Consider the following 12938-nt stretch of genomic DNA (forward strand, 5'->3'; position numbering starts at 1 on the left):
ACCTGACCGACCCCGGCGCATCACGTTTTCCGCCCGCGCCGACTGCCGCGGTCTCAGCCGGCGCGGCCGGACCCACGTCTACTGCCTGGACGTCCCCCTCGGCGAGACCCTCACCCGCCATGCCGCCAAGCCGATCGCGAGCACCGTGGACGAGAGCCGCCTGCGCGAGCGGTACCGCCCGCGGGGCCTCCTGCCCGGCGGCGCCGGAACCGTCGTCACCGCCGACGGCGTCCTGACCGGAACCGTGGACCGCCTCATGCGCGACACCGGTCTGGACCGCCTGCCCGCCGCGGACCGCTGACGCGGACTCACCCCGAGGCTTCATATTTTCTTCACACAGCCGCTACAGTTCGTGCTTCAACTAACACCTCGGGGGACGTCATGACCGATCCGTACACACCGGGAGGCCGTACCGCGCCGAAGTGGGCGCGCAAGCGGTACGTACTGCCCGCGCTCGGCCTCGCCTTCTTCGTCGGCATCGGTGCGGGCGCCACCGATGACGGCAGCGCGAAGGGCGACGCCAAGCCCCTGGCGGCCGAAGCCCGGCCCACGGCGACCGTCACCGCCACGACGACCGCCGCACCTACCGCGGAGCCGGAACCCGCCCCGACCGTGACGGTCACGGAGACGGAGACGGCCGAGGTCGAGGTGAAGGTCACCAAGACCGTGACCGCGGAACCCGTCGAGGAGGACTACAGCGGTGGTGGGGGAGGCGGGGGCAGCGTCCACTACGACAACTGCGCCGCCGCGCGCGCCGCGGGCGCGGCCCCCGTCCACGCCGGCGACCCCGGCTACGGCAGACACCTCGACCGCGACGGCGACGGCACCGGTTGCGAGTAGGACGCCGGGAATGGGACGGCGGCCCGCGTGGCACTCGTCGGGTGCGGGCGGCGCCCGCTCTCCTGGGGCGCCGCGACCGCGCAGGGACAGCCGCCGAGGGTAAGGACGGTGCAGACATGACCGGGAACAGCCCCACCGCAGCCGGGCGCGCGTCATGAAGCGCGGCAAGCGGTACGCCGTCGCCGCCTCCGGACAGTGGACCGACGAGGAGGACGGCCGTCGCAGGCTGCCCGCCGGGGAGGTCCACGCCTGGGAGCCGGGCCGCAACGAGACCGTCTGCGGCCTGTCCCTCAGCCGTTCGCGCCTCGCACGCTTCTCGCACGTCAGCTGGCCCGACACGTTCCCTGAGTCGGGCGGCGCGGCCGACAGGGTGCAGCGGGTGTGCCCGCGCTGCGCGTCGGTGGCCGGACGCCGCGGCAGCGACGCACGCCCCCGCTGGGTGCGGGTCCGCCCGCGCCCATGAGGTGACCCGGGCCCGGCGACGTACCGTACGGCGGCCGGGCCCGACGTACCGTACGGTGGGAGCCCGCTTCCCCCGCCTCTCAGGCGCCGGTCAGCAGGTCACCCTCCTCCACGGCCGACAGCGACAGCGTCTTGTAGCCGACCTGCTCGAAGAGCACGACGACCCGGTCCTCCTCCCTGCGCATCACGGTGCCCGGACCCCAATCCGCGTGCCGCACACGCTCGTTCGGCTCGTAGGGCCCGGCATCCCCGGGCGGGGGAGCGGCGTCCGGACGCCCTGCGCCCGTGGCGCCGGGCTCCTTGTCCAGACGGTCGCACATGTCGCAATGCCCGCACGGAGCGTCGAGCTGCTCGCCGAAGTAGCCGAGCAGGTACTGACGGCGGCAGCTCGGCGTCTCCGCGTAGCCGCGCATCATCTCGATGCGCGAGCGGTCGATACGGCGCCGCCGCTCGAACACCTCCTCCGCCGCCTCCGCGGCCTCCTGCGCCGACCGGCCGGGCACGGCCCGTACCGCACGGCGCCGCCCCTCGACGGCCACGGCTCCCGCTTCCTCCAGCAGGTTCAGCAGATCGCTGGTCTTCCGGCGGGACAGCCCGCACAGCTCCGCCGTGCGACCGCGGCTCCGCGGGGCGTCCTGGTCGAGCAGTGTGGTCATGATCCGGCGGAGCGCCCCGGTGTCCAGGGACCGGGCGGTGAGGAACTTCTGCAGCCCCAGGTCCTCCGGCCGGTAGAACAGCACGGCGTCGGCGGGTTCGCCGTCCCGGCCGGCCCGCCCCACCTCCTGGTAGTAGGAGTCGAGCGACTCGGGCACGGACGCGTGCGCGACGAACCGCACGTCGGGCTTGTCGATGCCCATCCCGAACGCCGAGGTGGCGACGACCACGGCGGGAGCGCCCTCCATGAAGCCGTCCTGGATCCGCCGGCGGTCGGCCGCCTTCAGACCCGCGTGGTACGCCTCGGCGTCCACCCCGTCCTGCCGGAGACGCGCCGCGTACGACTCGGCGTCCTTGCGGGTGGCGGTGTAGAGGATGCCCGGGGTGCGCGCCGCGGCCGTCCAGCGGGAGACGGCTTCCCGCTTGGAAGGGTCGTCGGTGTACGTGTGCACGGTCAGCCGGATGGCGGGCCGGTCCGTGCCGGTCGTCACGAACAGGGGATCGCGCATGTGCAGGTGTTCGACGATGTCCTCCCGCACGGGGGCCGCCGCGGTCGCCGTCAGCGCCAGGACCGGCGGACGGCCCAGCCGGTCGGCGGCCTCACCCAGGTTGAGGTAGTCGGGGCGGAAGTCGTGTCCCCAGGCGGACACGCAGTGGGCCTCGTCGACGACGAACAGCGAGGGCCGCAGGCCGCGCAGCCGCTCCAGGACGTCCTTCCTGGCCAGCTGCTCGGGCGAGAGGAACAGGTACTCGGCGTCGCCGTCCTCGACCGCCTGCCAGCCCTCGTCGGTCGCCGACCGCGACTGCGCGGAGTTCACGGCCACGGCGTCCGGAGCCTCGCTGTCCCGCAGGCCGGTCACCTGGTCGCGCTGCAGGGCGATCAGCGGCGACACGACGACGGTGGGACCGTCCAGCAGCACGGTCGGCACCTGGTAGATCGCCGACTTCCCGGAGCCGGTGGGCATGACGACCAGTACGTCACGGCCGCCCAGCAGCGCCCGCATCGCCTCGGCCTGCTCCGTCCCCAGATCGCTCCAGCCGAACCGCTCACGGGCGACGCGACGCAACTCGGCGTCCCGGTCCTGCTCATCCATCGCGTACGCCCCTTCCAGGCCCTGACCGGTGTGGTCCCGGCCCGGGTGCCCGCTGCGGGGGCGGGGATGCGCAGTGAGGCGCACCGTCGTCACGCCTCGGGGGAGGCGTCTCAGCCCTGCGGCTCCTGCGGCTTCACGTCGACCTCGCGCAGGCCCTGCTCCTTGAGCCCGGTCCGGGCCTCGGTGCGGTGCCCCCGGGCGATGTAGTCCCGCACGACCGCCTCGACGGCGTCCTGCGGCGAGCCGATCCCCGCCAGGACCATCACTTCGACCACGAGCTCGGCGTCGAGACTGATGCTGACCTTGGCCACGGTGCCCCCCTGTCGCGTCACAGCCCACCCTAGCCGCCCCGAGCCGGTGGCAGGAATCGGCGGCCTCGTGCACATGCGCGACTCGGCTGATCGCCAGAAGGGCAGAGGGCAGCCGGCACTCCGGCAGGGGTGCCCACCGGCGTGACGGTGTCCGACTCGGCCGGTCAGAGCGAACCGTGAGGCTCGTGCCCCTGCCCGGCGCCCGGTGACGAGGCCCGCGGCCAGTCCCGCACCCATTCCAGCACCTCCGGACGGTCCAGAGCCGTCACCCAGGCGTCGGCACGCCCGGTGTTCCCGTCGTCGGGCAGCGGGCCCACGCCGAGAACCCGCAGACCGGCACGCCACGCCGACTCGACGCCTGTGAGGGAGTCCTCGACGGCCAGCGCGGTTCCCGGGTGGACCCCACACAGCCGTGCCGCCGTGGCGTACACATCCGGCCACGGCTTCGGCCGTACCGCCTGCGGCCGTTCGTCGTCCCTTCCGGGCCCCGGCCCGGTGGCGTCCCCCGGAGGCGCCGTGGGCACGACGATGTGGCGGAAGTGGCGGCGCAGTCCTGCGCGGCCGAGACTCTCCTCCACCACTTCCAGCGGGCAGTTGCTGGCCACGGCCAGCGGCAGCCGCCCGGAGAGGAGGCGCACCGTCTCGCAGGCTCCCGGCATCGTCAGCGGGTCCTCGGCCACGAGGGACAGGAAGTGCGCCAGGAGCGCCGCGGTCAGGTCTGCGGCCAGCTCGGGCTTGTTCGTCTCCTCGGCCATCAGACGGCCGCAGTCGACGTAGTGCACGCCCTTGGCGCGACCGGCGAAGCCCGGCGGAGGCAGCAGGCCGAACTCGCGGAAGGCTCGGGTCCGCGCATCCTGCCAATGACGTTCGGTGTCCATCAACGTGCCGTCGCAGTCGAAGACGACGGCCTCGGGCGACCAGTTCGACAGGGTTCGGAGTGACGGCGTCATGGTGGCCTCCTGGGGGAGAGGACGGAAGGGGTCGCACGAGTCGCGGGACTGCGGGGCTGAAGGCGGCGGGGCCCGCGACGACGGGGCGCGAGGAAGGCCGGTGTCCTTCGGTGGCCCACCGACGGGGACGACTCGTATGCCGGGCATCAGCCGCAAAGGAAAAACATTGCGACGGCTACGATATTTAGTCCCGGAAAATCGGGGCAATCACCGTTTCGAGTGCTCCCCCCGCAGGCGATCAGGGTGTAAGCGGTCGCCGCGGTCCGCCGCTCCCGCCCTCCTGACGCAGCGTCATACCCGCAGTTGGCGACGTGGGTCGCGGCGCGTGTGCCCGGCGAGCGATCACGCTTCGGCATGCGGCGGAAAATAAGGGCGGTGAATCAGGAGCGGCACCTCGGAAGCCAATTTCCACCCCTGGGTGTTCAGATTCGAAAGAAATACCGCAATTGCTGTGTGAGGCTGACGGTTCTTTGCTCCAGGCGTACGCGGGCGCACTACATTTTGGGCCGTTCACTACGGAGCCGAACGAGGTGCGCGAGATCTTGCAGGAACGGGCCAGAGCAACCCGCAGATCACTCCTGGAGGCAGCCGCCTGCCTCTTCGCCCAGCACGGCTACGCCGGTACGAGCGTCAACGACATAAGCGCCCGGTCGGGACGGACCAGCGGATCCGTCTACTTCCACTACGCCAGCAAGGAAGGCATCGCCCAGGCGGTCGTCCGGAACGGATTCGCGACCTGGCCCAGCCTCGTCCCCCGGTACGACGATCCGAGCGTGCCCCCCTTGGAGCGCCTCGTCGCACTGAGCTACGAGATCGCCCGCGCGCTCGCGGAGGACTCCCTGACGCGTGCGGGTGCCCGGCTGTGGGCCGAGCGCCACACCATCAACGCGGACCTCCCCGACCCCTTCGTTCTCTGGACGGCCGCGGCCACACGTCTGCTCGCCGAGGCCCGTGCCGGGGGGTGCCTGGCCGCCGGTGTCCGCCCGGCCGCCGCCGCCCGCACCCTGGTCCGGGCCTTCTACGGGTTCTGCACGCTCACGGAGGCGCTGGAAGGCCCCACCGCGCTCACCGGCCGCCTCTCCGACTGGTGGAAACTGGTCCTGCCGGCTCTCCAGCGGGACGCGCGGTCCGGCCAGGTCCCGGCGCGGCAGGGAGCCGTCACACCGGCCGCCGACAGCCGTCCGCCCTCACCCGCACCGCCCCTGTACGGGCACACCGCAGGGGACCGGGGGCCGGCCGCTCGCATGACGGAACACGAGACGGACCGCACGGTGGCCGACCCCGCCGGTACGGACGGCGACCGGGGGGCGGCGGGGTGCCGCGCAACGTGACGCCGACGTGAAGCCGGCGGGACGGCCCGCCCCTGGCACACTCCTTTCCCCCGGCATGTCATCGCACCCCGGACCGGCCGCCGCGGACGACTGAGCGCGGCTCATCAACGCGCCTGCCTCACCGAGCCCCGCTCAGCCGCCGTTCGCGAGCCAGGCCATCGGGTCCGTGTACTGGCCGTCGAGAAGCACCTCGAAGTGGAGATGCGGGCCGGTGGACAAACCCGTCGAGCCGGCCAGCCCCACCGCCTGCCCGGTCGACAGGCTCTGACCGGTGCTCACCTGAAGCGCCGACAGATGACTGTAGGTGGTCTGCAGCCGCTTCCCGTCCACCGTGCCGTGGTCGATCACCACCCGGTACCCGTACGCCGGGGTCATGTCGGCGAACTCCACCACCCCGCCCCAGGCCGCGGACACCTGGACCCCCTGCGGCGCGTCGAAGTCGACGCCCGTGTGCAGCTTCGTCACTCCCGTCAGCGGGTGCGCGCGCGAGCCGAACGGTGAGGTGACGTACAGCGTGGCGACGGGCGCCTGCATCCGCGCGTCGGCGGCCTGGCCGCTTCCCTGCTCGGGGTTGCGCTCGACCAGCGTGCTGTACTGCGGCAGCCGCTTCTTCACCTCGGCGACGAACAAGCGGGCCGGAGAAGGGACTCCGCCGGCCCTGGCGACCTCGTCCACCCCGACCGCGTACGCGGCGAGCGTGAGCTCGGCGAGATCTCCGTTCACGGTGCCCTTGGTGCGCAGCCCGGTCATCTGCTTCGACAAGGAGCAGTCCTGCCGCCCCAGGGCCATGATCGCGTCCACCTCGTCGTGCGGCGAGGACCTGCCGTTGCCGTCGTCGTCCCGGCCCCACTTCTTCCAGCCGGCGTCCGTGAAACGGGCGACGCCCAGCTCGGACAGGCCGGCGCCGTCGCTCTGCCATCCGGACAGCTGGTCGATGTGCGCGGCCAGAAGCGCGGGGGTGACGCCCATGCAGTCAGCCGTCGCCCTGCGCGGCCAAGGGACGTAGGAACCGTCCACGTTGCTGACGGCGGACTCCGCCTGGCCCGGCGTCCCGTCCTGCGGTACGGCCGCCCCACCGCCGACCAACGAGACGAACGCGAAGACACCGCCGAGCGTCACCATGCCCGGCAGCACGATCAGCAGGCAGGCGCCCGGGCCGCGACGCCGACGCGGTGCGGGGGTGGAAGCCCGCGACGGGGGCCGTGGCGCGTCGTCGCCCTCGGGCACGTTCTGCATGGTCTCACTCTCGGCGTCCCGGCCTGTGGGGCACGCCGTGCCTTCCCTGTCCTCAGCCACGGCGGGATACGCCGGTTCACGCGCACACGCCAGGGGATCCGTGATCGCTGCGACACCGGTCGCAAGGACAGGATCAACTGCCCTATGGGGCACCCTTCGCCACGGGTTTCGGCGCAGCCCGCCGTCCCCACGGGCAACCCGACGGCCACGGCGCCCGGTCGCCCGAATCGCGACCTGCTGCGTACCGGACCACCGGGCAGCCGGCACCGCCGGCGTCCCGCACAGCCGATTCCGCCCGCGGGGGTGCGCCGTCCCCTGCCGTCGCGGACAGTGGAAGACAGGAAAGGAGCGTTCCGTGAGCGGCCGGCCCGGACGGGCCCCGCGGGGCCGTCCGCCCCATCCGCTGCCGACGGGTGACAGGCGCGGCCCCGAGCCGGCTGCCACCGCGGTGTCCGCTCCGTACGAGGCCACGAGAGGGGCGAACCGCCATGGCAGCCACGCCCGTCATGCACCTGCCCGTCATCAGCGAGTGCGCGGCCGAGGGCTGCGCCTACAACCACGACCACACGTGCCGCGCCGCGGCGATCACCGTGGGGGACCTCGACAGTCCCGTCTGCGACACGTTCACGGGCGCCGACCTGGACGGTGGTGATCCGTCGACCACCGGCAGGGTCGGCGCGTGCAAGATGGCCGACTGCCGGCACAACTCCGGGCTGGAGTGCCACGCCCCGGCCGTCACCGTCGGCTACGAGCACGAGCAGGTCGACTGCCTCACCTACGCGCGGAAGTGAGGCACACACGTCGGGCCACGTCAGGCACGTGACGCGCCCCCGGCTGCCCTGAGCGAGGGCGCCTTCAGGTGAGCCCCGTCGCCGCGACCGCCAGGGCGGCGCGCAGGGCGGCCTCCAGGTCCGCCCGGGCGGTCGCCGGGTCGGCCGTGTGCCAGGCGTGGTGCTCCACGGCCGCGCGCAGGGCGGCGTTGAGCATGGCGGCCTGGACGCTCGGCCGCAGGTCGTCGGCGGGGAGGCCGGCCCGTTCGGCGAGGGCGCGGGCGAAGACGGGTTCCGCCTCGTCGTGGGTCCGGAGCCAGACCGCGCGGAGGCCGGGCTCGGTCCGGGTCAGCCGCAGCAGGGCGCCGATGTCCGGGCCGGGCAGGACATCGGCGCCGGCCCACAGTGGGTCGAGCGCCTCTTCGAGGGGCCGGCCGGCGGGCCAGTGCCGTAGCGCGTCGGCGATCGCGTCGATCCCGGTCGCGAGCAGCGGCCGTACGCAGCTCTCCTTGGACGGGAAGTAGCGCCAGACCGTGCGTGCCGAGACGCCCACGGCCTGCCCGATCTGCTCGCCCGTCGTGGCGTCGACGCCCTGGGCGAGGAACAGGCCGACCGCGGCACGGGCGATCTCCAGCCGGACGGCGGCCTTGCGCTCCTCGGTCAGCGGTGGCCGTCCCGTCCGTCCGCGGGTCGCGGTCATCCGCGCCTCCCCTCCGACGACGGTCAGTGATGTCCCCGGTATTCTTGCCCACCACTTTATGTCACTCAGAGACATAAAGTGGTGGAGTCATCGGCACGGCGCGAGCGGAGTCCGCCGCGCCGGCCTTTTACGGACGGAGTACTGGATGACCGACGGTGTGAACGGACGCAGCGTGATCGTCACCGGGGCGGGGTCGGGCATAGGCCGTGCGGCCGCGCTCGCCTTCGCCGCGCAGGACGACCGCGTCGTGGTCGCCGACCTCAACGCCGAGGGGGCCGGTGCGGTCGTCGCGGAGATCGAGGCGGCGGGCGGCACCGCCGTGGCCGTCACGGGCGACCTGAGCGAGCGGGCCGTCGTGGACCGGGTGACGGCGACGGCCGTGGACCGGTTCGGCGGCGTGGACGTCCTGGTGAACAATGCCGGGATCATGGACAGCATGTCGGCCCTGGCCGACGTGAGCGACGCCGAGTGGGAGCGGGTCGTCCGCGTCAACCTGACGGCCCCCTTCCTCCTCACCCGCGCCGTGCTGCCGCACATGCTGGCCGCGGGCCGCGGTGTCGTCGTCAACACCGCCTCCGAGGCCGCTCTGCGCGGCAGCGCGGCGGGGGCCGCGTACACGGCCTCCAAGCACGGCGTGGTCGGGCTGACGAAGTCCCTCGCGGTGATGTACCGGAAGAACGGCATCCGGGCGAACGCCGTGTGCCCCGGCGGGACCGCGACCGCCATCACCGTGGACGCCGACCCGGCCGCCCACGGTCCGGCCGCGCTCGGCCCCCACTTCGCCAACCTCGGCCGGGTGTCGCAGCCGGAGGAGCAGGCGGCGGCGATCCTGTTCCTCGCCTCCGACGCCGCGAGCAACATCAACGGCGCGATCCTGCCCGTCGACGACGGGTGGTCCGCCGTCTGACACCACGCAGCCGAGGTCCGGCGTCCGGTCCGCCGGCGGTGTCGCGGCCGCCCCGCCGCCGGCGGACCGGAGCCCGGCACGAAGCCCTACCGGGCCGGACGCGCCGGCTGGAGGATCGTGTCCATGGACTCCTCGCGCCACCGCGCGAGCAGTCCGTGGAAGGCGAACGCGCCGTGCGGATAGGCGGTGGGCCCGTTCGGCCGGCCGCGTCCCTCGGCGTTGTAGTAACCGGGGGTGCACTCGGCGTGGAACCACGCGTGGTCGGGGGCGTCCTTCGCCAGGACGGCGATCCAGGCGTCCTCGGCCTCGCGGGACGGTTCGATCAGGGCGCCCTTCGCCTCCGCGGCCGCGACGAGTGCGGCGGCATGGACGGCGTGTTCGTCCAGGACGTGGGTGAAATTGACGCTGGGGGCGCTCTGCACCCCGCCCAGTTGGATCAGGTTGGGGAACCCGTTGCTGGTGAAGCCGTGCAGGGTGCGTGGCCCTCGCGCGGCCCACGCCTCCTGCAGCCGGGCGCCGCCCCGGCCGTGCACGGGCAGCCGGCCGGAGAGGACGCCGGAGACCCCGGCGGAGAAACCCGTGGCGAAGATCAGGCAGTCGAGTTCGTACTCGGTGCCGCCGACCACGACGCCGCGCTCGGTCATGCGCTCGATGCCGTGGGTGTCGGCGGTGTCGACGAGGGTGACGTTGTCGCGGTTGAACGCCTCGAGGTAGAGATCGGAGAAGGTGGGGCGCTTGCAGGCATAGCGGTACCAGGGCTTGAGCTTCTCCGCCGTGTCCGGATCGGTGACGACCGCGTCGACGCGGGCGCGGATCTCGTTCATCTTGGCGGCGTCCGCGACCTCGTAGGCGGCCTCGGACGCGGCACGATCGCCCTGGCGGCGGAAGCTCGGCAGCAGTTTCTCCAGGAGCCCGGCGGACGACGTCCACCGGTCCGCGACGAGGTCCTCCTCGGCGCTCTCGCCGGAGACGATGCGCAGGAAGTTGTCGCGTCGCTCGCGGGCCCAGCCGTGACGGTCGGCGCCGACGTCACCGGCGGTGGTGCGGCGGTTGGCGCGCACGTCCACGGTGGAGGGAGTGCGCTGGAAGACGTAGAGGTGTCCCGCGTCCTCGGCCAGCACCGGGACGACCTGGATGCCGGTGGCGCCGGTGCCGACGACGCCCACGCGTTTGTCCGCGAGACCGGTGAGACCGCCGTCCGGGGTGCCGCCGGTGTAGCCGTAGTCCCACCGTGAGGTGTGGAAGGTGTGCCCCTGGAACGTCTCGATGCCGGGGATGCCGGGAAGCTTCAGCTCGGTCAGGGTGCCGGTGGCGGTGACGACATATGTCGCCCGGAACTCGTCGCCCCGGTCGGTCGAGACGGTCCACGCCTCCGACGCCTCGTCCCAGACCAGCGAGGTGACCGACGTCGAGAACAGGGCGTCGGCGTAGAGGCCGAACTTCTCCGCCGTCCGCATCGCGTGCCGGCGGATCTCCTCACCCGGCGCGTACTTCCACTCGGGCACGTAACCGGTCTCGTCGAGCATCGGCAGATACACGTGTGACTCGATGTCGCAGTGGATGCCCGGGTAGCGGTTCCAGTACCACGTGCCCCCGAAGTCGCCTCCCTTGTCGATCACACGGATACGCTCGATGCCCTGCTGGCGCAGGCGGGCCCCTGCGAGGATGCCGCCGAACCCGCCGCCGACGATCGCGACGTCCACCCGGTCCCGCACTGCTTCACGTCCGACCGGCTCCGTGTAGGGGTCGGCGGCGTAGTAGCCGAACTCGGCGTCGGCGCCGACGTACTGCCGGGGTCCGTCGGGGCGCACGCGGCGTTCCCGCTCGATCCGGTAGCGCTCCCTCAGTTCGGCCAGTGCCTCGGGTGTCGGCGTCTGTGAATGATCCATGTGGGGGGCCTGTTCCTTCCGGTCATCTGCCAGGAAGCCACTGTGTCCGCAACTCGACGCATCGCCTGAGGACTTGAGCGGCCATGCCGTACGGTAACAAGAACCGGACAACACTGTCCGGTTGGTGGAAGGTTGCTTCCGCATACTTTCGGACAGGAAGAGTGATCCCTATGCGACGACTCCCGCTCCGGCCGCTCGCCGGACTGGCCGCGACCGGACTGGCCCTGACCGGGTGCGGTACGCAGACGGCCGGCGCCCCGAAGGAGCCGGGCGGCGCCGGAGAGGGACGGACCATCCGCGCACAGCAGGTGATGCGCCTGACGGAGGCGCACGAGCGGACCGGGATGACCCTGCTGGAGGGGCCGGTCTTCGACGAGGACGGCACGCTGCTCGTCGTCGACGTCACCGCCCCGCCCGGCGCGCCGAAGGTGCTGCGCGTCGATGTCCGGAAGAAGACGTCCCGGCCGGTCCACACCGACGACCGCGGCGCCTACACCTCGGCCCAGTTCAGCCCGTACGACGGGCGGATCTACCTGACCGACTTCGCGCACGGCGACATCGTGAGCCTCGACCCGGACGGCGGTGACCCGCGGACCTTCTTCTCCGGCGACGTCGACGGCGCGCCGATGAACCCCGACGACCTGGCCTTCGACCGGGAGGGCAACCTGTACGTCAGCGACTCGCGCGGCATGTCCGAAGGCGAGGCGAGGGGACGCGTGGTACGGATCGACCGCACCGGCCGTGACGCCACCGTCCTGGCCGACGGCCTCGCCGCGCCGAACGGCATCTCCTTCGACGCGGACCACCGCGGGCTGTGGTTCAGCGAGCTGACACAGAACCGCGTCTCCTACCTCCTCCTCGACGCGGAGGGCTCCGTGTCCTCACGGCACACCGCCATCCGGGTCGACGGCGGGACCGCGCAGACCGACTCGATCGCGGTGGACGCGGCCGGCAACCTCTACCAAGGCCTGCACGGGAGGCCGGCGATGGCGGTCTACAGCAAGCACGGCGAACGGCTGGCGACCGTCGAAGTCCCGGCCCGCGCCGCCGACGGACTGGAGTCGGCGACCAACGTGGCCATCGCTCCCGGCGGGACCCGGGCCCACATGACCGTCAGCGGACCCGCCGGCGGCTACCTGTACGCCTTCGACGCGCTGGCCGAGGGGGTACGGCAGTCCAACGGCGGCTGACGGCCGCCGTCCGCTCTCACACCGCGACGGACCGTGCCGGTCCCACCTCGACACCGAGCAGTCTCCAGGCCGCCCGCGCCCGGCGCTCCCGGTACTCGCGGGTGGGCCCGGTGACGGCCCCGGAGACCATGGCGACGGCGATCATCAGGTCGTCGGGCTCCGAAGCGAGCGGATGGTCCTGGGGCAGCAGCGTGCGCAACGCCCGCTCGACCCGCCGGGACAGCGCCACGGCGTACGCGGGGACAGCGTCCGTGCTGTCGGTGTGCAGGATGCTGATGAAGGCCGCCGACTCCGTCAGCTGCCAGGTGATGACACCGAGGAGTCCGGCCAGATCCGTCTCCTGGGCCGCCCTCTCGATCTGCCGGACGTTCTCCTCCAGGACCGCGGCCGCCAGGGCCGCCCGATCGGGGAAATGCCGGTACAGCACACCCTGCCCGACCCCGGCCCGCCGTGCGATCGCCGACAGTGGGACGTCCAGCCCGTGCTCCGCGTAGATCTCCCGGGCGGCGGCGATGAGAGCCGCCCGGTTGCGGGCAGCGGCCTTGGGGCCCCCGCTCGCGGGCCTCCGTGCGTCGGACATGGGTTGCTGCGTCACCCCGTGAGA

The 12938-nt window shown here is 72.7% G+C and carries 14 protein-coding genes; 7 read left to right on the forward strand and 7 right to left on the reverse strand.

The annotated features are described in order from the left end of the window. Positions 1 to 145 precede the first annotated feature (145 nt). The 3 genes from C1708_RS34100 to C1708_RS31405 all read left to right on the forward strand — a co-directional run bounded on the left by C1708_RS34100 (position 146) and on the right by C1708_RS31405 (position 1303). Positions 146 to 301 carry a hypothetical protein gene (locus C1708_RS34100; RefSeq protein WP_157951300.1) on the forward strand — a complete coding sequence of 52 codons (156 nt, stop codon included), beginning with the start codon at positions 146 to 148 and terminating at the stop codon, positions 299 to 301. Positions 302 to 381: 80 nt separating this feature from the next. Beyond that, on the forward strand, positions 382 to 840 hold the full coding sequence (locus C1708_RS31400; RefSeq protein ID WP_106415864.1) for an excalibur calcium-binding domain-containing protein: 459 nt from the start codon (positions 382 to 384) through the stop codon (positions 838 to 840). A 154-nt stretch (positions 841 to 994) separates the two neighbouring features. Continuing rightward, positions 995 to 1303: a hypothetical protein gene (locus tag C1708_RS31405; protein WP_106415865.1), complete on the forward strand. Its 309-nt coding sequence runs from the start codon at positions 995 to 997 to the stop codon at positions 1301 to 1303. 79 nt (positions 1304 to 1382) lie between these two features. Here the strand turns inward: C1708_RS31405 and C1708_RS31410 are convergent, their stop codons facing one another. The 3 genes from C1708_RS31410 to C1708_RS31420 all read right to left on the reverse strand — a co-directional run bounded on the left by C1708_RS31410 (position 1383) and on the right by C1708_RS31420 (position 4311). Then, the gene (locus tag C1708_RS31410) at positions 1383 to 3050 is read right to left on the reverse strand and encodes a RecQ family ATP-dependent DNA helicase (protein WP_106415866.1); all 1668 of its coding nucleotides are present in this window, start codon (positions 3048 to 3050) and stop codon (positions 1383 to 1385) included. A gap of 110 nt (positions 3051 to 3160) precedes the next feature. Continuing rightward, the gene (locus C1708_RS31415) at positions 3161 to 3361 is read right to left on the reverse strand and encodes a DUF2191 domain-containing protein (protein ID WP_106415867.1); all 201 of its coding nucleotides are present in this window, start codon (positions 3359 to 3361) and stop codon (positions 3161 to 3163) included. A gap of 164 nt (positions 3362 to 3525) precedes the next feature. Next, positions 3526 to 4311: an HAD family hydrolase gene (locus C1708_RS31420; RefSeq protein ID WP_106415868.1), complete on the reverse strand. Its 786-nt coding sequence runs from the start codon at positions 4309 to 4311 to the stop codon at positions 3526 to 3528. A 542-nt stretch (positions 4312 to 4853) separates the two neighbouring features. On the opposite strand from C1708_RS31420, the gene C1708_RS31425 reads away from it, so the two are divergent. Further along, complete coding sequence (locus C1708_RS31425; RefSeq protein ID WP_502696125.1) at positions 4854 to 5642, forward strand: ScbR family autoregulator-binding transcription factor; 789 nt, start codon at positions 4854 to 4856, stop codon at positions 5640 to 5642. Positions 5643 to 5774: 132 nt separating this feature from the next. On the opposite strand, the gene C1708_RS31430 is transcribed toward C1708_RS31425, so the two are convergent. Next, the gene (locus C1708_RS31430) at positions 5775 to 6878 is read right to left on the reverse strand and encodes a M23 family metallopeptidase (RefSeq protein ID WP_106415869.1); all 1104 of its coding nucleotides are present in this window, start codon (positions 6876 to 6878) and stop codon (positions 5775 to 5777) included. Between the two features lie 488 nt (positions 6879 to 7366). On the opposite strand from C1708_RS31430, the gene C1708_RS31435 reads away from it, so the two are divergent. Then, positions 7367 to 7669: a DUF1540 domain-containing protein gene (locus C1708_RS31435; RefSeq protein WP_198602659.1), complete on the forward strand. Its 303-nt coding sequence runs from the start codon at positions 7367 to 7369 to the stop codon at positions 7667 to 7669. A gap of 64 nt (positions 7670 to 7733) precedes the next feature. On the opposite strand, the gene C1708_RS31440 is transcribed toward C1708_RS31435, so the two are convergent. Further along, positions 7734 to 8348, reverse strand: a complete 615-nt coding sequence (locus C1708_RS31440) for a TetR/AcrR family transcriptional regulator (RefSeq protein ID WP_106415870.1) — start codon at positions 8346 to 8348, stop codon at positions 7734 to 7736. Between the two features lie 145 nt (positions 8349 to 8493). Here C1708_RS31440 and C1708_RS31445 point away from each other — a divergent pair, with 145 nt between their 5' ends. Next, the gene (locus tag C1708_RS31445; RefSeq protein ID WP_106415871.1) at positions 8494 to 9255 is read left to right on the forward strand and encodes an SDR family NAD(P)-dependent oxidoreductase; all 762 of its coding nucleotides are present in this window, start codon (positions 8494 to 8496) and stop codon (positions 9253 to 9255) included. Between the two features lie 86 nt (positions 9256 to 9341). Here C1708_RS31445 and C1708_RS31450 read toward each other — a convergent pair whose 3' ends face one another. Then, positions 9342 to 11144: a flavin-containing monooxygenase gene (locus C1708_RS31450; protein ID WP_106415872.1), complete on the reverse strand. Its 1803-nt coding sequence runs from the start codon at positions 11142 to 11144 to the stop codon at positions 9342 to 9344. 170 nt (positions 11145 to 11314) lie between these two features. On the opposite strand from C1708_RS31450, the gene C1708_RS31455 reads away from it, so the two are divergent. After that, positions 11315 to 12334 carry an SMP-30/gluconolactonase/LRE family protein gene (locus C1708_RS31455; protein WP_198602660.1) on the forward strand — a complete coding sequence of 340 codons (1020 nt, stop codon included), beginning with the start codon at positions 11315 to 11317 and terminating at the stop codon, positions 12332 to 12334. Between the two features lie 16 nt (positions 12335 to 12350). Here C1708_RS31455 and C1708_RS31460 read toward each other — a convergent pair whose 3' ends face one another. Beyond that, positions 12351 to 12929 carry a TetR/AcrR family transcriptional regulator gene (locus C1708_RS31460; protein ID WP_106415873.1) on the reverse strand — a complete coding sequence of 193 codons (579 nt, stop codon included), beginning with the start codon at positions 12927 to 12929 and terminating at the stop codon, positions 12351 to 12353. Between the last annotated feature and the right edge of the window lie 9 nt (positions 12930 to 12938).

Source organism: Streptomyces sp. DH-12 (assembly GCF_002899455.1).
In the GTDB taxonomy this organism is placed as follows: domain Bacteria; phylum Actinomycetota; class Actinomycetes; order Streptomycetales; family Streptomycetaceae; genus Streptomyces.

Coding starts and splice junctions, on each gene's coding strand:
- C1708_RS31400 (WP_106415864.1), top strand. CDS start 382: ATGACCGATCCGTACACACCGGGAGGCCGTACCGCGCCGAAGTGGGCG.
- C1708_RS31405 (WP_106415865.1), top strand. CDS start 995: ATGAAGCGCGGCAAGCGGTACGCCGTCGCCGCCTCCGGACAGTGGACC.
- C1708_RS31410 (WP_106415866.1), bottom strand. CDS start 3,050: ATGGATGAGCAGGACCGGGACGCCGAGTTGCGTCGCGTCGCCCGTGAG.
- C1708_RS31420 (WP_106415868.1), bottom strand. CDS start 4,311: ATGACGCCGTCACTCCGAACCCTGTCGAACTGGTCGCCCGAGGCCGTC.
- C1708_RS31430 (WP_106415869.1), bottom strand. CDS start 6,878: ATGCAGAACGTGCCCGAGGGCGACGACGCGCCACGGCCCCCGTCGCGG.
- C1708_RS31435 (WP_198602659.1), top strand. CDS start 7,367: ATGGCAGCCACGCCCGTCATGCACCTGCCCGTCATCAGCGAGTGCGCG.
- C1708_RS31440 (WP_106415870.1), bottom strand. CDS start 8,348: ATGACCGCGACCCGCGGACGGACGGGACGGCCACCGCTGACCGAGGAG.
- C1708_RS31445 (WP_106415871.1), top strand. CDS start 8,494: ATGACCGACGGTGTGAACGGACGCAGCGTGATCGTCACCGGGGCGGGG.
- C1708_RS31450 (WP_106415872.1), bottom strand. CDS start 11,144: ATGGATCATTCACAGACGCCGACACCCGAGGCACTGGCCGAACTGAGG.
- C1708_RS31455 (WP_198602660.1), top strand. CDS start 11,315: ATGCGACGACTCCCGCTCCGGCCGCTCGCCGGACTGGCCGCGACCGGA.